The sequence below is a fragment of the Halococcus morrhuae DSM 1307 genome, from assembly GCF_000336695.1.
GTDB lineage: Archaea > Halobacteriota > Halobacteria > Halobacteriales > Halococcaceae > Halococcus > Halococcus morrhuae.
Genome location: NZ_AOMC01000135.1, coordinates 1 through 15773 on the forward strand (window position 1 = coordinate 1; position 15773 = coordinate 15773).

The window sequence follows — 15773 nt, forward strand, 5'->3', positions numbered from 1 at the left end:
GCTACTTCGATTGGGCGTACGTCTGTCCGACCCATCCAGGCTATCGCGAGGGCCTGCTCGAAACGATCGCGGACGCCGCCGCGGTCAGCGGGGACATCCGCCTCGACGACGTGGGCTTTCCCCGTCCGGAGTACTGTTTCTGCGATCGGTGCATGGAGCAGTTCGCCGAAAGCTCGTTCGACGACCGGCTCGAATGGCGTCGCCAGCTCATCACCGATTTCGTCGCCGATGCCGCCGAGCGCGTGCCAGGGCGACTGTATCTCACGCTCCATCCCGACCCGTATCCCGGCCATCTCGTCGAGCGTTCGGGTATCGACTTCGACGAGCTCTCCGAGTACGTCGACGAGTTCGTCGTCCCGCTGTACGACATGGCCTACTCGACGACTTACTGGATCGAGATCATCGCCAAGGGCTTTCTCGATGCGCTCAGCACACCGTTCTCGATCGAGCTCTACGCGCCCGATATCGATCTCGACGAGCTGATCCACGCCGCCGAGGTCGCCGACGCCTACGCCAAGGACGTCCTGTTCGGCTACGACGCGAGCACGGCCTGTGGGGCGATCCGGCGGATGAACGCCGAGCGCAACGAGGGCCACTCCTACGGCTGAATCGACTGTCGTCGGTCGTTTGCGCGATGGACTTTTATTTTTGGCCCACTATGTGTGCGTATGTCACGGTCCGATTCGGTCATCGCGGCGATCGCGGGCGAGTCACAGAGCGAGGCCGAAAACGACGTCGTCGCCGTGGTCAAGGGCGGCGTCATCGGTGCGATCGCCGGCGGGGTCGGCCTGCTCGCGATGGCACCGATCCTCTGGGCCGGGATCGCCCTCGGCGTCATCGACAGCGCGGCCTTCTCGGAACTCGCCTATCTCGGCCTCGGACGGCCGGACAACGCGCTGCTCGGCTACGTCATCTTCGCCGGCGGCGGCATGACGACGTGGCCGCTGCTGTTCGCCGTGCTCAACGACTATCTCCCCGGTCGGACGATGGTTCAGAGCGGGTTCGTCTTCGCCACCATCATGTGGACCGGCTTCCTCGTCGCCTTCTACAGCTCACAGGCCGGACTGGCGCTCGTGCTCTACCTCCTGTTGACGCTGCTGGCCCACTGGGCCTACGGGGTCCTGCTCGGACTCGTGTTCTCGGTCGTCGCCCAGCGGACGGAGCTGCTGTTCGTCACGACGGACACGATGAGCGTGAGCAAGGAAACCTGATCGGGCGCGGCGCACGGCCGTTCACGGCGAAACACGGCGCTTTTATCCGCCCGTCCGATAACGCGATCCATGAGCTTCGAGGAAGACGACGAGGTCGTCCTGCACGACGAGCACAGCGAGTACGACGGCGAGACGGGCACCGTGACCCAGGTGATGGAGACGATGTTCGGCGACGCGACCTACACCGTCACCTTCGAGGACGGTCAGGAGGCGGGCGTCCCCGAGGACTCGCTCGAAGCCGAGGAGTAAGGCGTTTGTCGCCCGAGAACGGAGCGAGGGTATGAGCGGCGTTCCGTTCCACTACATCGACCTGCGGACCTTCTGCTATGCGACCGAGGACGAGGCGCGCGTCCAGGGCGCGCTCCGTCAGTTCCTCCCCGACGAGGTCGCGATCGACCGTATCGAAAACGAGGGGTTCAACGGCGATCGCATCATCGTGCTGTCGGCTCGCGTCGAGAACGCCGACGAGATCCGCCACGTGCTCGACGAACTCGCCGCGATCGACCTCGACGCGATCCGCACCGAACTCGAAGAGCGCGTCGATGAGAACTGCTCGCTGTTCCTGCGGCTCGACAAACAGGCGGCCTACGGCGGACGAGTCGAGCGCGGTCCAGGGATCGAACTCCGCGCGAAGGTCGAGGCCTACCCCGCGAAGAAGGCGGCGGCCGTCGAGAACGCCGCCGACGCGCTCGAATCGCGGGCGTAAGATGGACGTATACGAGGCCGTCCGTGCGTATCCCGACGGCGAGAGCACCGCCGCACGGTTCGCGCTGACGGCCGCAGAGTACGATTTCTCGGGTATCGTCGTTCGCAACAGTCCTGCTGCGTTCGACGATGGCCCGGAGAGGGGTGAGATCGCCGACGAGTACGACATCGACGTGGTGGATGCGGTCGAGATCGGCGGCGAGAGTCGATCGGCGGCGAGTGCGCGAGTCAAGGAGCATCGCGAGGAGCACACGCTGGTCGTAGTCGAGGGCTCCGACGCGCTGAACCGCTTCGCCTGCGAGGAGCCCCGCGTCGACGTTCTCGCCCGGCCGATGGCCGACGGCGACGTCAACCACGTGCTCGCACGAGCGGCAAAGCGAAACGGCGTGCGCTTCGAGTTCGACTTCGGGCGTGTTCTCCGGACGAGCGGCGGCCGGCGCGTCCAGGCGCTTGGCGATCTCCGCAAGCTCCGCGAGATCGTCGCCTACTACGACGCACCGTACGTGGTGAGCGCAAGTCCGGAGAGCCATCTCGAACTGCGCGCGCCACGGGAGCTGCTCGCGCTCGGCGACGTCATCGGCTTCGATCGCGAGGCGGTCGCGCGCGGGCTCGCCGAGTGGGGTCGTCTCGCTGCTCGCAATCGCGAGCGCCTAAGCGAGTCGTTCATTGGGCCGGGCGTCCGCAGAGGGAGATATGAAGAAGACGATTGAGGAACACGCCGCACGCTTCGACGAGCATTCCGGGAGCTACGACGAGGACCAGGACAGCGCCGAATACCGCGCCTGTGCGTCGCTGGTCGTCGAACACGCTGCACCCGAGCCCGACGACACCGTGCTCGACCTCGGCACCGGAACGGGGGCCATCGCGCTCGCGCTCGCGGGCGACGCCACGCGGGTCGTCGGCCGGGACATCTCGGACGGGATGATGGACGAAGCCCGGTCGAAGGCGACGGAGGCGGGCATCGAGAACGTCGCGTTCGGCGAGGGGAGCTTTCGCGAACCGGGTGTCGACGAATCGGTCGACGTCGTGGTCTCGAACTTCGCGATGCACCACCTGGACGACGGGGAAAAGCACGAGGCGATCGAGGCGATCGCCGCCCTCGGTCCCCGGAAATTCGTGCTCGGCGACGTGATGTTCTTCGGCGAGCCCGACCCCGACGAACCCTTCTACTCGCCCGACGTCGACGATCCCGCCACGGTCGGCACGCTCGCGGATGCGCTGACGGACGCGGGCTTCTCGCTCACGGCGGTCGAGCGCGTTCACGACCAGGTCGGCGTGCTCGTCGCCGAGCGCGCCGACGGGAGCGCAGCGGCGGACGAGTAAGCGTGAAACACCTGCCGAAACACCTCCGCCCGCGCCGGCGCTATCTCGCGGTCGGGGTCGAGTCGTGGCCCGACGGCGATTTCGGCACACGCGACTTCCAGCGCGAGTGCTGGTACGCCGCCCAGAACCTCCTCGGCGATCCGGGCAGCGCCGATGCCGACCTCAGCGTCATCGATTTCGACGTGGACGATGGATCAGGGCTGGCGGTCGTCCGGGTGCGCCACGGTGAGGTCGAACGGGCACGGGCCGCGATCGCCTGTGTCGACACCGTCGGCGACGCGCCGGTCGGCATCCGAGTGCTCGGCGTGAGCGGAACGATACGCGCCTGTGAGGAAAGGTATAAAGGTCGCGCGGCCCGAGAATCCGCCGAGAGAAACGTCGCGTTCGCGGATGCACGACGGCCCGCGACCGTGCGGGGCGATCGGGTCGAGATCGACTCGGAGAGTGGGTTCGTGGGGGCGACAACACTCGATACCTCGGACTAACCACTAACTATGCAGGGACAATCCCAACAGCAGGCCTACGACCGCGGGATAACGATCTTCTCGCCGGACGGGCGACTCTATCAGGTCGAGTACGCCCGCGAGGCCGTCAAGCGTGGCACCGCGAGCATCGGCGTCAAGACCGACGACGGCGTCGTCTTCGCCGTCGACAAGCGCTTCCGCTCGCCGCTGATGGAGCGCGAGAGCGTCGAGAAGATGCACAAAGCCGACGATCACATCGGCATCGCCAGCGCGGGCCACGTCGCCGACGCCCGCCAGCTCATCGACTTCGCGCGCCGCCAGGCCCAGGTCGAGCAGCTCCGCTACGGCGAGCCGATCGGCGTCGAGACGATCACCAAGGAGGTCACCGACCACATCCAGCAGTACACGCAGGTCGGCGGCGCACGCCCGTTCGGCGTGGCGCTCATCATCGGCGGCATCGAGGACGGCGAGCCGCGGCTGTTCGAGACGGATCCGTCGGGCACGTCGTCGGAGTGGCAGGCGCTCGCGATCGGCTCCGGCCGCAGCGAGATGATCGAGTATCTCGAAGAGAACCATCAGGAGTCGATGGATCTCCAGGGCGGCATCGGCCTCGCCCTCGAAACGCTCGCCGAATCCGTCGACGGCGGCCTCACGCCGGAGGGTATCGGCGTCGCCACGATCGACGTCGAGACCGAGCGCTTCGCGGAGCTCCCCGACGACGAGGTCGACTCCTATCTCGACGAGTACGAACTCTTCGAGAGCGACGACGAGGACACCGACGAGTAACCTCGACGCCGACGGGCCGCGCTTTTTCGCGATGGGAAACGACTTGTAGCTTCGCCCCCCAGAGGGTGGCATGATATCGCTCGACGAGGCGGTGACGGCACGCCTCGAATCGCACGGGGCACGCTTCGAGGTGCTCGTCGATCCCGATGCGGCGCTCTCCATCGACCGCGGCGAGTTCGAGGGCGATCTCGAGGACGTGATCGCCGCCGAAGACGTCTTCGAGGACGCCTCCCACGGGGATCGCCCCGCCGAGGCCGACGTCGAGGAGGTGTTCGGGACGACCGAGCCGCTGGAGATCATCCCCGAAGTGATCCGTGAGGGCGAGATCCAGATCACCGCCGAGCAGCGCCGCGAGATGCAGGCCCAAAAGCGCAAACAGCTCATCAACACCATCGCACGCAACGCCGTCAACCCGCAGATGGACGGCGCACCCCACCCACCCGATCGGATCGAGTCGGCGCTCGAAGAGACCGACTTCCGGATCGACGCGATGGACCCTGTCGAAAGCCAGATCGACGACGCGCTCGACGCGCTGCGCCCCGTGATCCCCATCCGGTTCGAGGAGGTAACGATGGCCGCCCAGATCCCCGCCGAACACGCCGGCAGCGCGCAGGCACAGATCCGCCAGTTCGGCGATCTCGTCAGGGAGGAGTGGCAGAACGACGGCTCCTGGATCGGCGTCGTCGAGTTCCCCGCCGGCCTGCAGAACGACTTCTACGAACTCGTCAGCGAACAGTCGGCGGGCGAAGGCGAGACCAAGAAAGTGCGTGACGAGGAGGACATTCGCACCCGGTGAGCCGGCCACCGAAGGCAGTACGCTCATACCGATGCCGCGTGAGGGAAGTTCATGACGAACGAATCGGGAGCAACGGACAGCGCTGAACCGCCGGTCTACGGCCGACATACTGAGTGATGCGGGGTTCGCGAGTGCGGCTGTTGGCCGTCGTCGCCCTCGGCGCACTTCTCGTGACCAGCGGCTGTCTCACGACCGATCCGGCCGTCGAGCTGAACACGACTGAATCGGCGGTGTTCGCGGAGGCGTCCGCGAGCGGGTCGGTGGCGATCGGGCAGGTGAACGCAAAGCTGAGTCTCGTTCCGAACGCGACGACCGACGAGGGCGTCGATCGACTTCTCGTCGTCGCTCCGAACGGCGAGACGTTCCACCGGACCACGCTCGACAGCGGCCAGTCGAGTGCCGCCGTCCTCCTGCCGCCCGACGGGTCCGCAACCGTCGTCGCCGCCAACACCGTCAACGGTACCGTGGTGGAGACGCGCAACGCGACGATTACCGGCGATTCGCTGCGCTGACTGGAGACGCTCATCATGAACAAACTCTCGAAGTGGATCCTCATCGACGGTAATCGACTGCTCGTTTCCGTTCTGCTCGCCGCCATGGCCTTCCTGATCACGTTCGGAGCGACGCAGCTCGGACTCATCACGTTCCAGCCGGCGAGTGCCGTCTCGTCGATGTTCAGCAGCGGCGTCGTCTCCGGACTGTTCTCGGTCATCACGATCACGCTCACCGTGAACCAGCTGGTGCTCTCGCGGGTGTTCGGGACGGTCGAAGATCTCACCGATCGCCTCGACGGTACGCGCGAGTTCCGGCGATCGGTCGCGGAGCTCACGGGTCGCGCCACGAGTCCGAACGACCCGGCGGCGTTCCTCGCGCTCATCGGCGAGACGCTCGGCGAGCGGGTGGAAGCGTTCGCCGCGAACTACGACGGCGAGACGACCGACGAGATCGAGGAATACCGCTCGGCCATCGACTCCTACGCCGAACGCCTCGAAGGGGTCGCTGGCACCGAGGACACGATGGCGATCGTCTCGACGCTGGTCGGGCCGGCCTACGCACAGCGCCTGACCGAGACGGAGGCCATCCGCCGGACGCACGACGACCGCTCGACCGAGGAGCTCGACGCGGTGACGGAGCTGTTGGAAGCGGTCGCGGTCGCCCGGCAGTTCTTCAAGACGATCGCCATCCAGCAGGACCTCGCGGGGCTTTCTCGACGGCTGGCCACCCTCGGTATCCCCATCCTGCTCGTCGCGTTTTACGCCACGACTATCTATACGACCGTCCCGAGCGCGACGGTCGCACAGCCGCTGTTGCCCGTCGTCGTCAGCGCTGCCATCGCGATCGTGTTGTTGCCGCTCGCGATCCTCCTCAGCTACATGCTCAGGCTCGCCACGATCGCGCGCTATACGGTCTCGGTCGGTCCGTTCGTTCCGCCCGAGGAACAAACCTGACGACGCATCGATCGGCTCGGTCGATGGCGGGCGACGGACGCGACGGATCGGACCCGGGATTGAAAGGGGATGGAGCCATATTTCCGACCGACCGACGCCACGCGTCGAGCCACCACATGAAGGTCATCATCGCAAAGCGGGTCGATTCGGGTAGCGCCGACACGGGTGAGATCGCTGATCTCGCGGCGGCGGCCGGCCACGAGGTCGTCGGCACGCTCACCCAGACCAGGACCGAAGACGCCGCGCTCCATCTCGGCGAGGGGAAGGCCGACGAGCTCGCGGCGCTCGTCCGCGATCGGGACGCGGCGGCGGTGATCTTCGACAACCGGCTCGGCCCGTACCAGATCTACAACCTCGGCCAGCGTCTGCCGGGCGACACCGAAGTGCTGGATCGGTTCCGGCTGATCCTCGAGATCTTCGGCCAGCGCGCGGAGACGAAGAAGGCCCAGCTCCAGGTCGAACTCGCCGAACTCAGATACGAACTCCCGCGCGCGGAGGCGAAGACGAGCCTCGCCAAGCGCGACGAGCGCCCGGGGTTCATGGGGCTCGGCGAGTACGACGAATCGCGCGAGCAGGACATCAAGGCGCAGATCAGCGCGATCCGCGAGGAGCTCGACGGGATCGAGGAGACCGAAGCCCATCGACGCGAACAGCGCCGCGAGTCCGGCTTCGATCTCGTGGCGCTGGCTGGCTACACGAACGCCGGCAAGTCGACGCTGCTGCGCCGGCTCGCTGCCGACGTCGATATCGACGAGAACGAGGGGCTCCATCCGGATCTCGATTCGACCGCCGAATCCGAGAATCGGCTGTTCACGACGCTCGGGACGACCACGCGCCGGGCGGCGATGGATCGCCTGGTGCTCGTGACCGACACGGTGGGGTTCATCTCCGATCTCCCGCACTGGCTGGTCGAATCGTTCAAGTCGACGCTCGATTCGGTCTACCGCGCCGATCTCGTGCTCCTGGTCGTGGACGCGAGCGAGCCGACCGAGACGATGCGCGAGAAGCTCGTCACCGCCCACGACACGCTCTACGAGCGCAACGAGGCCCCGATCGTCACCGTTCTGAACAAGACCGACCGCGTCGACGCCGACGAGCTGGCCGAAAAGCGCGAGGCGCTGTCGGCGCTCGCGCCCAATCCCGTGCCGATCAGCGCCGCCGAGGGCGACGACGTCGGGGCGCTGCTCGAACGCGTCGAAGGCGAACTTCCCGATTACGAACGCGAGCGGCTCGTGTTGCCGATGGGCGACGGAACGATGAGCCTCGTGTCCTGGATCCACGATCACGCCCGCGTCGAGGACGTCTCCTACGGCGAGCAGGTCACGGTCACGTTCGCCGCGCGCCCGGCGGTCGTCGAGCAGAGTCGGGATCGCGCCGCAAACCTCACCGTGCCGGCCGAGTCGGCCTGAGCGCTCGGTCGGTGTCGGGGTCGTCGACCGTCACTGGTCCGAAGGGGTCGTGTGTCCGGTTCGAATCCGGAGACAGCGAGCAGCCGAACGGACGATGATCCCGGTAGCTTCTTGTCACGGACGAAACGTTCGCCGAACGTCACAGATCATGGCGACGGAGACGAGCTACAACCCCGCGTACGACGACTACACGAGCAACGAGTATCCGCCGGATTGGGACGGCCGACGGAAGGCGGTGCTCACCCGCGACGGCTACACGTGTCAGGGCTGTGGTGTCAAGAGCACGCGCGTCGACGACGTCTTCTTCGACATCGACCACATCGTGGCGAAATCCAACGGCGGCGGCCACGAGCTGTCGAACCTCCAGACGCTCTGTCCGACCTGTCACGCCGACAAACACGCCGGCAACGGGAAACTCGAACGACGAGCACGCGACTGGGAGCGCCGGAACACGCGGTCGTTGACGTGGCGCGTGCTCCGCGTGTTGCTCGTCGTTCCCGTATTGTTCAACCTGCTCACCAGCAGTCCCGAGAGCGTCACCGACAAGTACGGCCGGGAGATCGAGCTCACCCCGGTCGGTTCGCTGCCCGCTCTCCCGACCGATCGCGGCGTCAGCACCGACGCACGGGTCGCGACGCTGTGGAACAGTTCCTCGTCGTCGGTCCAGCAGGTCGGGCTGCTCGCGCCGGTCGACAGTAGTCGTGACGACGACGTGACGCTGATCCGGTTCGTCATCTGGGCGGACAACGGGCTCCGCAGAATGCACGAAAACGAACGCTACCGCCTGATCGGCGGGCGCACGAACGAGTACGACGGCGACACACAGCTCGTGCTCGACGGCCAGAGCGAGATCCGGCCGCTCGGCGGAAACTGATCGAGAACGAACTCAGTTTTCGTCGAGCGTCTTCTCCTTTTCGAGCACCCGCACGCCCTCGATTGCCGTCGCGGGATACTGGCCATCCTCGTCCTTCTCGGCGGCTTTCGTCATATCCCAGACGGTGTTGAGTCCCGTCGTCACACCCTGAAGGGCCTCCATCTCGCAGCCCGTCTTCCCAGTGGTCTCGACTGTGACGGTGAGCGTCACGTGGTCGTCATCAAGGGTGAACTCGGTCTCGACGTTCGTGATGGGGATCTGGTGACAGAGCGGGATCGTCTCCCACGTGTGTTTGACGGCGCGGATCGCGCCGATGCGCGCGGTCGCGAGGACGTTCCCCTTCTCGATCCCGTCGTCGGCGACTGCTGCGACCGTCGACTCCCGGAGGTGGATCGTGCCGCGGGCGACCGCCCGGCGTGCGCTGTCGGGTTTCGCGCCCACGTCGACCATCTGTGCGTCGCCTTCGGTCGTGGTGTGGGTCAGGTCGCTCGCATCGCCCGGGTCGTCGCTCATCGGTCCGCCTCCATCGCGTGCGGGATCCCGTCGAGCAGTTCGGAGGCGAGCAGCCCGCTCTCGGAGAACTGCTCGGCCGCCCGGCCGTTGACGTATGGTGCGACGCTGGCCGCCTCGAACGGCTCCCGCGTCGCGAGCAGCGCGGCCGTGATCCCGGCGAGCACGTCGCCGGTCCCGCCGACGGTCATCCCGGGCGTTCCGGTCCGTGAGATCCGCGTCCGCTCGCCGTCGGTGATCACGTCGTCCTTCGCCTTCGCCAGCACGACGTGGCCGAGATCGGCGGCGAAGGACTCGATCTCGTCGACGTGCTCGCTGAGGTCGTCGACGTTGGGGCCGCCCATCGCGGCGAGTTCCTTCCGGTTCGGCGTGCAGACGAGCGTCGCGTCCGTTTCGATCTCGGGGACGACGGCGAGTGCATCGGCATCGACGACCGCCCGGCCGTCGAACTGTCGGAGGAACTCCTCGACGGCCGTGTGGGTCTCGTCGGCGCTGCCGAGTCCCGGCCCGAGCACCACGACGTCGTCGTGATCGGTCGCCGTCTCGACCAACCCATCGACGTGGTCGGGACCGAGCCGATTGGCCTCATAGGGCTGGACGATGAGGTCCTCGGCGTAGCCCGCGATCGGCTCGAACACCCGCTCGGGGGCGGCGACGAAGGCAAGGTCGGCACCCGCCCGGAGCGCGGCCTGCCCCGCGAGTGCCGGCGCGCCGGTGTAGGGACCGCCGCCGACGACGAAGACGCGCCCGGCATCGCCCTTCTCGCCGTGTGGATCGCGCTCGACGGCGAGATCGCCCGGCCCAACGAATCGCTCGGCAGCCCGTGGGATCCCGATGTCGGCGACCCGTATATCCGCGTCGAGCGCGCCGAGTCCGGGTTTCGTGTCGTGGAACGTGACGACGTGGTCGGCATCGACGGCTCCCGCACCTCCCTTGCCGGTGTCGGCATCGACGCCGGAGGGGACGTCGACCGAGAGAACGGTCGCGTCGGAGTCGTTCATCGCGCGCGCGGCCGTGGCCTCGGGCTCGCGGAGTTCGCCGGTGATGCCCGTGCCGAGCATCGCGTCCACGACGACGTCCGGACTTCCGAGATCGAGGCTTCGCGAATCGCGCACTTCGTCGATCTCGTAGCCAGCCTGTTCGAGCGCTGCCCAGTTCTCGCGGGCGGTCTCGGTCGTGACCGTTTCGGCGCGACCGAGCAGCAGCGTTCGCACGTCGTACGTGTCGAGAAAGCGCGCGGCGACGAACGCGTCACCGCCGTTGTTGCCCCGGCCGGCGACGATCGTCACGCGCGCGTCCGGCTCGGCGATGTCCCGGACCGCACTGGCGACGGCGTTACCGCTCGATTCCATCAGCTGTTTCCTGGAGACGCCGAGTGCCGCCGCGTTCTCGTCGACGGCGGCCATCCGGTCGGTGTCGATCATGAGACCAGCATCGACCGCCGGCGAATTAAGCGTGCGGACTACCGCCGAATCTCGAACCCGGACAGTCCTTCCGGGTCGCCATATTCGACGTCGACGCTCTCGACCGCGGCGGCCGGACTGCCGTTGTGGCACCACTCGACCATCCGCTCGACGTCTCCTTCCTTGCCCTCGAAAACCGCCTCGACGCGGCCGTCGTTCAGATTTTGCACCCAGCCATCGACGCCGATCTCGCGGGCGGTGTCGCGGGTGTTCGCGCGATAGGCGACGCCTTGGACGCGACCAGAAACGAACACGTGGGCACGGATCTCGCTCATGGATCGGATCTCTCGGCGACGAGCAAAAGCGGTCCGGCTCCCGGGATGGGGCCCGACGATCACTCGACCCCGCCGCGCAGGTAGTGGAACACGTACGTCTGGACGTAGCCCGCGTAGTCGCCGCCGAAGCGCTCGCGGATCGCCCGCGAGGTCTCGACGTAAGAGCCGCGATCGCAATCGGGGTAATGCTCGGAAATCGCCTGCCGGATCCAGGTGTCGAGCGGGACGGCTTCGAGGTAGTCGAGCGCGAAGAGGAGCACGCAGTCGGCGACCTTGTCCCCGACACCGACGAACTGCTTGAGATACTCGCGAGCCTCCTCGAAGGCCATCCCGCTGGCCGATTCGGGGTGTGCCTCGCCGCTCGCGACGAGTTCGGCCGTCCGCTCGACGTAGGGCGCTCGATAGCCGAGCGAACACTCGCGCAGTTCCGCCTCGCTGGCGTCGGCCAACTGCACGGGCGTCGGGAAGGCGTGGTAGGTTTCACCGTTGAACTCGATCGCCGATCCGAACTCGCGGGCGAGCGTGCGCTGCATCCCGTGGATGCGGGACACGCGCATCTGTGCCGAGCAGATGAACGAGACGAGCGAGACGAACGGCGGATCGCGGACCACTCGCAGCCCCTCGTAGGCGTCGAACGCACGCTCGATCAGCGGTTCGGCCGGCGTCGCCTCGCGGATGGCGTCGAGATCGTCGTCGAGTCGCAGTCGGTGAGTGAGCAGCTCCGTCGCGTCGGTCGTCGCCTCCCAGTCGAGCCGACCGTCGATCTGCCGGGTGCGGATCACCTCGTGCTCGCCGGTGACGGTCGCCGGGAGCACCGTCTCGTACCACGCCGACCCGCCGACGGCCGACGGGCGATCGTACATCCGGCCGTCCGCACGCTGCCACGCGTAGCTCTGGCCGCTTTCGAGCGTGGCCTGCAGATCGAAGTCGCCCGCCACTTCGTCGAGGTCGAGGCTGCCGGTCTCCATCACGATGGTGGACGAACGGGTGGTCGTTGGCCCTTTCGACTTCGGCGACCCAACGTTGATACTATCAGCCGATGAACGGCCGACATGGACTGTCGAGTCGTCGTCGAGGCCGCCGTGCCCGTCTACGATGTCGAGACGCCCGACGAGGCCGTCCGCATCGCCATCTCGAAGACCGGCGGAATGCTCAACCCCGATCTGAGCTACGTCGAGATCGAGATGGGTTCGCGCAGCTCGCCCGCCGGCGAGGAGTTGGAACCGGCCTTCATCGTCGCCGACGAAGCGCTCGTCGCACTCGAACTCGAAATGACCGTCTTCAGCGTCGAACGCGAGGAACACGCCGCCCGCATCGCGCGCAAGGAGATCGGCCAACGCCTCGAAAACATCCCGCTCGACGTCCTCGAAATCGAGGTCCTCGAAAGCGACGACGAAGCCGAGGATGACGACGACATCGCCACTGACGAGGATGACACCAGCGATGAGGACGATGCCAGTGACGAAGACGACGGCGACGAAGATCTACTGCCGGAGTTCGACGAGCTGCTCGAAGAGTGAACCGCGGCGCTACGGAACGTTGCTGACCGGAGAACGCGGTTGTCTGCCGTTCGCTCGTCTCAGTCGGCGGCCGCCGGAACCGTCTCCTCGCTTTCGGTTCGTCGCATATCGGTTGTAATACCGTCAGCGAGCGCGAAAACGGCGGCTTTGTGGTCTGTCTTCGACTGGTGAATCGATGTCGGCCGGACGCCGAGCGATTCGTACGAGTCGTAGTCGGCCGATTTCCCCGTCCGTGCTTCGTGATGCTTACGTACCTCTGCAAGCAGGCCGTGGAGGTGGATAAGCTCCTGCTTTTTCATGGGCACATGTCCCTAGTGACTGGAGGATATTAGTAGTATCCTGACTCTCGTTAACATACGGAGGCGAAAAACGCCGTGAACGGCCGTTTCACGGCGGTGATTGTCATCGATGATAATGCAGTTCCTCACACGGTTCGTCCGACTACTGGAACTGTTTGAACGCGTTGAGATCGCGATCGGTTCGCATGAACTCGCTGATACGATAGCTCGCGTGACAGTTCGGACAGTGGAACGTCGACCCGCCCGCCGGAAGCTCGCGCGGCGTCTCGCGCCAATGTTTCGCACATTCCGGACACAACAGTTGGACGGCTGCTTCGTCCATGTCACCGTTCAACACGCGACGAGTACAAAAAGGTTCGCGTCGATCAGGCGGCCATCACGTCGCCTTCGGCTTCGAGCAGCTCCTTGTACCGGTTTCGGATGGTGACCTCGGAGATGTCGGCGACCTCGCTGACCGCGCCCTGCGTGACCTTCTCGTTGGTGAGCAGCGCGGCGGCGTAGACCGCGGCGGCGGCGAGCCCGACGGGGCTCTTGCCGCTGATGATCCCCTCGTCCTTGGCGGTTTCGAGGAGCTGTCGCGCGCGCCGCTCGGCCTCCTCCGAGAGTTCGAGATCGGAGGCAAACCGCGGCACGTAGCTCGCGGGGTCGGCCGGCTGGATCTCCAGGCCCAGCTCGCGGACCACGTAGCGGTAGGTCCGGGTGAGCTCCATCTTCCCCACTCTGGAGACGGTGGCGATCTCGTCGAGGCTCCGGGGCGTGCCAGCCTGGCGGGCCGCCGCGTAGAGCGCCGAGGTCGAGACACCCTCGATCGAACGCCCGGGCAGGAGGTCCTCGTCGAGCGCACGGCGGTAGATGACCGACGCCGTCTCGCGGACGCTGTCGGGAAGCCCCAGGGCGCTCGCCATGCGGTCGATCTCGCCGAGCGCCTGTTTCAGATTGCGCTCCTTCGAGTCGCGCGTGCGGAAGCGCTCGTTCCAGGTGCGCAGGCGCTGCATCTTCTGGCGCTGGCGCGAGGAGAGCGCGTTGCCGTAGGCGTCCTTGTTCTGCCAGCCGATGTTCGTCGACAGCCCCTTGTCGTGCATCATGTTCGTCGTCGGGGCACCGACCCGCGACTTCTGGTCGCGCTCGGCGGAGTCAAATGCTCGCCACTCGGGACCGCGGTCGATCTCGTCGGCCTCGACGACGAGCCCACAGTTCGTACAGACGGTCTCGCCGTGCTCGCTGTCGGCGGCCAGCCGGCCGCCACACTCGGGACAGACGAGCTCGTCTTCGTCGACTTCCTCTTCCTCGACCTCGCTCTCGTCGGTTCGTTCTCGCTCGTTGACTCGTGTTGTTGAATCGCTCATGGGTTTGTGATTCGGATGCGGTTGGCTGCTGGGGATCGGTCGCGCCCACTCCCAGAACTCGGTATCTGACAATACGTTAGCTCGTAAACTACTTAAAGCTACCGGTTACACACCGTCGAAATCGGTCGCCTCACGCCCTCTCGACGCCGTCTGTGTGGAGGGGGTTAAACTACCGCTTATCGCGGCGCTTTTCCGGGTAGACGTACCGACGACGCTGCTCACGGCAGGGGGTCGTGCGCGAGCAATGATAGCGATGGGCTTGCAGTTCCTTGCGCGTTTTCCGATCGAACACCTTCGACGGCACCGTGCCACATTCAGTCCCACGTGACCCACGTGAGGAAGGCGACGCCGCCGAACTCGAACAGCCGGAGCGCGAGCATCGCTTCCTGGGCGATCAGCGGGACAAGCTCGGGGTTCGTCACCCAGAGGGTGAGCGTGTTGTGGAAGACGAAGAAGTAGATCGCCAGTGCGTTCTCCGCGAGCAGCAAGACTGCGAAGACCAGCAGGCCGAGGGTGTGCTTCGAGCGGAACTGGAGGAAGTTCCGCCCCCAGACGTAGCCCAGTCCGAGGAGCAGCAGCACGTTCAGCGCGCTGAACACGCGCATCGCGTCGATCAGAGCCGCCATCTATCCCAACATACCTCGTTTGCGTGCATATACTCTTTCCCAAATCGGACCATATTCAGTTCACCTCGTCGATGATTTCCTCAATCGTCTCCCAGTGATGGCGCGCCTGCTCGGTCGGGAGATAGATCGCGCCGTAGTCGTCACCGCTGTTTTCGAGGACGTTGTTCTCCTCCAGCACGTCGAGATGATGACGGACGGTTTTGTAGTCGAGATCGAGCTCCTCGGCGAGACGGTTGGCGTTACGTGGCCGTTCGTCGAGCGCTTGGAGAATACGCACGCGGTTCGTGCCACCGCGTGTCCCGGTCAGCACGTACCACAGAACGGCCTCCATCGAAGGAAACTGACACACCCACCCCTTGTAAGCGCACCGACCGCATCTGTTCTCAAACCGTGAAAAGATCACCTTCGTTCGGCACCGAGAACAACCCGATGCGCGCACCGGCGTCGAGCCACGCGTGACCGTAGGAAAACGCCGCGAGCGCGTTCACGGGGTCGTCGCTGGCGCGAAAGTGTCGTCCGTCCTCCAGATACGAGCGCGCCATCTCCTCGTAATCGGCCGCGGACTCGGCCAGCGGCGTCCCCGACGGCGGCGCGATCGTCGCCGCGTCGAGTGCGTCGGCGAGCAGCCGTTCGTATCGGTCGGTCTTCTCCGCGAGATCTGCAGGCATGGCTCGACCGAGGGGGACAGCCCCCTAAACTCCCGCGACAGCACAAGGTA

Annotated in this window: 24 protein-coding genes; 14 read left to right on the forward strand and 10 right to left on the reverse strand. The window is 66.0% G+C overall.

Annotated features, from left to right (window positions below):
- From C448_RS11090 to C448_RS11150, 13 genes are all read left to right on the forward strand, one after another.
- On the forward strand, positions 1–608 hold a 608-nt coding region (locus tag C448_RS11090), incomplete at its 5' end, for a hypothetical protein (RefSeq protein WP_004054853.1).
- A 60-nt stretch (positions 609–668) separates the two neighbouring features.
- The gene (locus tag C448_RS11095; protein ID WP_004054855.1) at positions 669–1211 is read left to right on the forward strand and encodes a DUF6789 family protein; all 543 of its coding nucleotides are present in this window, start codon (positions 669–671) and stop codon (positions 1209–1211) included.
- Between the two features lie 69 nt (positions 1212–1280).
- Positions 1281–1460 (forward strand): hypothetical protein, encoded by a 180-nt coding sequence (locus tag C448_RS11100; RefSeq protein ID WP_004054856.1) that lies wholly within the window; start codon positions 1281–1283, stop codon positions 1458–1460.
- A gap of 31 nt (positions 1461–1491) precedes the next feature.
- Positions 1492–1917 (forward strand): RNA-binding protein, encoded by a 426-nt coding sequence (locus C448_RS11105; protein WP_004054859.1) that lies wholly within the window; start codon positions 1492–1494, stop codon positions 1915–1917.
- Between the two features lies 1 nt (position 1918).
- Positions 1919–2626, forward strand: a complete 708-nt coding sequence (locus tag C448_RS11110) for an RNase P subunit p30 family protein (protein ID WP_004054862.1) — start codon at positions 1919–1921, stop codon at positions 2624–2626.
- A complete protein-coding gene (locus C448_RS11115) occupies positions 2610–3239 on the forward strand; it encodes a class I SAM-dependent methyltransferase (protein WP_004054863.1) in 630 nt (209 codons plus the stop codon). The genes C448_RS11110 and C448_RS11115 overlap by 17 nt, the downstream gene beginning before the upstream one ends.
- Before the next feature lie 2 nt (positions 3240–3241).
- A complete protein-coding gene (locus C448_RS11120; protein WP_004054865.1) occupies positions 3242–3724 on the forward strand; it encodes an Rpp14/Pop5 family protein in 483 nt (160 codons plus the stop codon).
- A 9-nt stretch (positions 3725–3733) separates the two neighbouring features.
- On the forward strand, positions 3734–4489 hold the full coding sequence (psmA, locus tag C448_RS11125) for an archaeal proteasome endopeptidase complex subunit alpha (RefSeq protein ID WP_004054866.1): 756 nt from the start codon (positions 3734–3736) through the stop codon (positions 4487–4489).
- Between the two features lie 70 nt (positions 4490–4559).
- Positions 4560–5285 carry a ribosome assembly factor SBDS gene (locus C448_RS11130; RefSeq protein ID WP_004054867.1) on the forward strand — a complete coding sequence of 242 codons (726 nt, stop codon included), beginning with the start codon at positions 4560–4562 and terminating at the stop codon, positions 5283–5285.
- Positions 5286–5401: 116 nt separating this feature from the next.
- On the forward strand, positions 5402–5797 hold the full coding sequence (locus C448_RS11135; protein WP_004054868.1) for a hypothetical protein: 396 nt from the start codon (positions 5402–5404) through the stop codon (positions 5795–5797).
- A gap of 15 nt (positions 5798–5812) precedes the next feature.
- Entirely contained in the window at positions 5813–6733 is a 921-nt protein-coding gene (locus C448_RS11140) for a hypothetical protein (protein WP_004054870.1), read from the forward strand.
- A gap of 116 nt (positions 6734–6849) precedes the next feature.
- Positions 6850–8142, forward strand: a complete 1293-nt coding sequence (hflX, locus tag C448_RS11145) for a GTPase HflX (protein ID WP_049916281.1) — start codon at positions 6850–6852, stop codon at positions 8140–8142.
- Between the two features lie 148 nt (positions 8143–8290).
- Complete coding sequence (locus C448_RS11150) at positions 8291–9016, forward strand: HNH endonuclease (protein WP_004054874.1); 726 nt, start codon at positions 8291–8293, stop codon at positions 9014–9016.
- Positions 9017–9028: 12 nt separating this feature from the next.
- On the opposite strand, the gene moaC is transcribed toward C448_RS11150, so the two are convergent.
- Genes moaC through C448_RS11170 form a run of 4 tightly spaced genes read right to left on the reverse strand, consistent with a single transcriptional unit; the run spans position 9029 to position 12232 of the window.
- The gene (gene moaC / locus C448_RS11155; protein ID WP_004054876.1) at positions 9029–9529 is read right to left on the reverse strand and encodes a cyclic pyranopterin monophosphate synthase MoaC; all 501 of its coding nucleotides are present in this window, start codon (positions 9527–9529) and stop codon (positions 9029–9031) included.
- Positions 9526–10950, reverse strand: a complete 1425-nt coding sequence (locus C448_RS11160) for a bifunctional ADP-dependent NAD(P)H-hydrate dehydratase/NAD(P)H-hydrate epimerase (RefSeq protein ID WP_004054878.1) — start codon at positions 10948–10950, stop codon at positions 9526–9528. The genes moaC and C448_RS11160 overlap by 4 nt, the downstream gene beginning before the upstream one ends.
- A 38-nt stretch (positions 10951–10988) precedes the next feature.
- A complete protein-coding gene (locus C448_RS11165) occupies positions 10989–11264 on the reverse strand; it encodes an acylphosphatase (protein WP_004054880.1) in 276 nt (91 codons plus the stop codon).
- A gap of 59 nt (positions 11265–11323) precedes the next feature.
- A complete protein-coding gene (locus C448_RS11170) occupies positions 11324–12232 on the reverse strand; it encodes a DNA-3-methyladenine glycosylase family protein (protein ID WP_004054882.1) in 909 nt (302 codons plus the stop codon).
- Positions 12233–12316: 84 nt separating this feature from the next.
- Here C448_RS11170 and C448_RS11175 point away from each other — a divergent pair, with 84 nt between their 5' ends.
- Positions 12317–12784 carry a DUF555 domain-containing protein gene (locus C448_RS11175; protein WP_004054884.1) on the forward strand — a complete coding sequence of 156 codons (468 nt, stop codon included), beginning with the start codon at positions 12317–12319 and terminating at the stop codon, positions 12782–12784.
- A 59-nt stretch (positions 12785–12843) separates the two neighbouring features.
- On the opposite strand, the gene C448_RS11180 is transcribed toward C448_RS11175, so the two are convergent.
- The 6 genes from C448_RS11180 to C448_RS11205 form a co-directional block, all read right to left on the reverse strand.
- Positions 12844–13083: a UPF0058 family protein gene (locus C448_RS11180; RefSeq protein WP_004054887.1), complete on the reverse strand. Its 240-nt coding sequence runs from the start codon at positions 13081–13083 to the stop codon at positions 12844–12846.
- A gap of 142 nt (positions 13084–13225) precedes the next feature.
- A complete protein-coding gene (locus C448_RS11185) occupies positions 13226–13405 on the reverse strand; it encodes a DUF7836 family putative zinc-binding protein (protein WP_004054889.1) in 180 nt (59 codons plus the stop codon).
- Between the two features lie 43 nt (positions 13406–13448).
- Positions 13449–14429, reverse strand: a complete 981-nt coding sequence (locus C448_RS11190) for a transcription initiation factor IIB (RefSeq protein WP_004054891.1) — start codon at positions 14427–14429, stop codon at positions 13449–13451.
- A gap of 314 nt (positions 14430–14743) precedes the next feature.
- Positions 14744–15055 (reverse strand): hypothetical protein, encoded by a 312-nt coding sequence (locus C448_RS11195; protein ID WP_004054893.1) that lies wholly within the window; start codon positions 15053–15055, stop codon positions 14744–14746.
- Between the two features lie 55 nt (positions 15056–15110).
- Positions 15111–15386, reverse strand: coding sequence for an ArsR/SmtB family transcription factor (locus C448_RS11200; RefSeq protein ID WP_004054896.1), 276 nt, complete (start codon positions 15384–15386; stop codon positions 15111–15113).
- 52 nt (positions 15387–15438) lie between these two features.
- Complete coding sequence (locus C448_RS11205) at positions 15439–15723, reverse strand: DUF357 domain-containing protein (RefSeq protein WP_004054898.1); 285 nt, start codon at positions 15721–15723, stop codon at positions 15439–15441.
- Positions 15724–15773: the final 50 nt, after the last annotated feature.

Bases quoted from the DNA above. Each gene is read 5' to 3' on its own strand.
- C448_RS11095 (WP_004054855.1), top strand. From the start codon at position 669: ATGTCACGGTCCGATTCGGTCATCGCGGCGATCGCGGGCGAGTCACAG.
- C448_RS11100 (WP_004054856.1), top strand. From the start codon at position 1,281: ATGAGCTTCGAGGAAGACGACGAGGTCGTCCTGCACGACGAGCACAGC.
- C448_RS11105 (WP_004054859.1), top strand. From the start codon at position 1,492: ATGAGCGGCGTTCCGTTCCACTACATCGACCTGCGGACCTTCTGCTAT.
- C448_RS11110 (WP_004054862.1), top strand. From the start codon at position 1,919: ATGGACGTATACGAGGCCGTCCGTGCGTATCCCGACGGCGAGAGCACC.
- C448_RS11115 (WP_004054863.1), top strand. From the start codon at position 2,610: ATGAAGAAGACGATTGAGGAACACGCCGCACGCTTCGACGAGCATTCC.
- psmA (WP_004054866.1), top strand. From the start codon at position 3,734: ATGCAGGGACAATCCCAACAGCAGGCCTACGACCGCGGGATAACGATC.
- C448_RS11130 (WP_004054867.1), top strand. From the start codon at position 4,560: ATGATATCGCTCGACGAGGCGGTGACGGCACGCCTCGAATCGCACGGG.
- C448_RS11135 (WP_004054868.1), top strand. From the start codon at position 5,402: ATGCGGGGTTCGCGAGTGCGGCTGTTGGCCGTCGTCGCCCTCGGCGCA.
- C448_RS11140 (WP_004054870.1), top strand. From the start codon at position 5,813: ATGAACAAACTCTCGAAGTGGATCCTCATCGACGGTAATCGACTGCTC.
- hflX (WP_049916281.1), top strand. From the start codon at position 6,850: ATGAAGGTCATCATCGCAAAGCGGGTCGATTCGGGTAGCGCCGACACG.
- C448_RS11150 (WP_004054874.1), top strand. From the start codon at position 8,291: ATGGCGACGGAGACGAGCTACAACCCCGCGTACGACGACTACACGAGC.
- moaC (WP_004054876.1), bottom strand. From the start codon at position 9,529: ATGAGCGACGACCCGGGCGATGCGAGCGACCTGACCCACACCACGACC.
- C448_RS11160 (WP_004054878.1), bottom strand. From the start codon at position 10,950: ATGATCGACACCGACCGGATGGCCGCCGTCGACGAGAACGCGGCGGCA.
- C448_RS11165 (WP_004054880.1), bottom strand. From the start codon at position 11,264: ATGAGCGAGATCCGTGCCCACGTGTTCGTTTCTGGTCGCGTCCAAGGC.
- C448_RS11170 (WP_004054882.1), bottom strand. From the start codon at position 12,232: ATGGAGACCGGCAGCCTCGACCTCGACGAAGTGGCGGGCGACTTCGAT.
- C448_RS11175 (WP_004054884.1), top strand. From the start codon at position 12,317: ATGGACTGTCGAGTCGTCGTCGAGGCCGCCGTGCCCGTCTACGATGTC.
- C448_RS11180 (WP_004054887.1), bottom strand. From the start codon at position 13,083: ATGAAAAAGCAGGAGCTTATCCACCTCCACGGCCTGCTTGCAGAGGTA.
- C448_RS11185 (WP_004054889.1), bottom strand. From the start codon at position 13,405: ATGGACGAAGCAGCCGTCCAACTGTTGTGTCCGGAATGTGCGAAACAT.
- C448_RS11190 (WP_004054891.1), bottom strand. From the start codon at position 14,429: ATGAGCGATTCAACAACACGAGTCAACGAGCGAGAACGAACCGACGAG.
- C448_RS11195 (WP_004054893.1), bottom strand. From the start codon at position 15,055: ATGGCGGCTCTGATCGACGCGATGCGCGTGTTCAGCGCGCTGAACGTG.
- C448_RS11200 (WP_004054896.1), bottom strand. From the start codon at position 15,386: ATGGAGGCCGTTCTGTGGTACGTGCTGACCGGGACACGCGGTGGCACG.
- C448_RS11205 (WP_004054898.1), bottom strand. From the start codon at position 15,723: ATGCCTGCAGATCTCGCGGAGAAGACCGACCGATACGAACGGCTGCTC.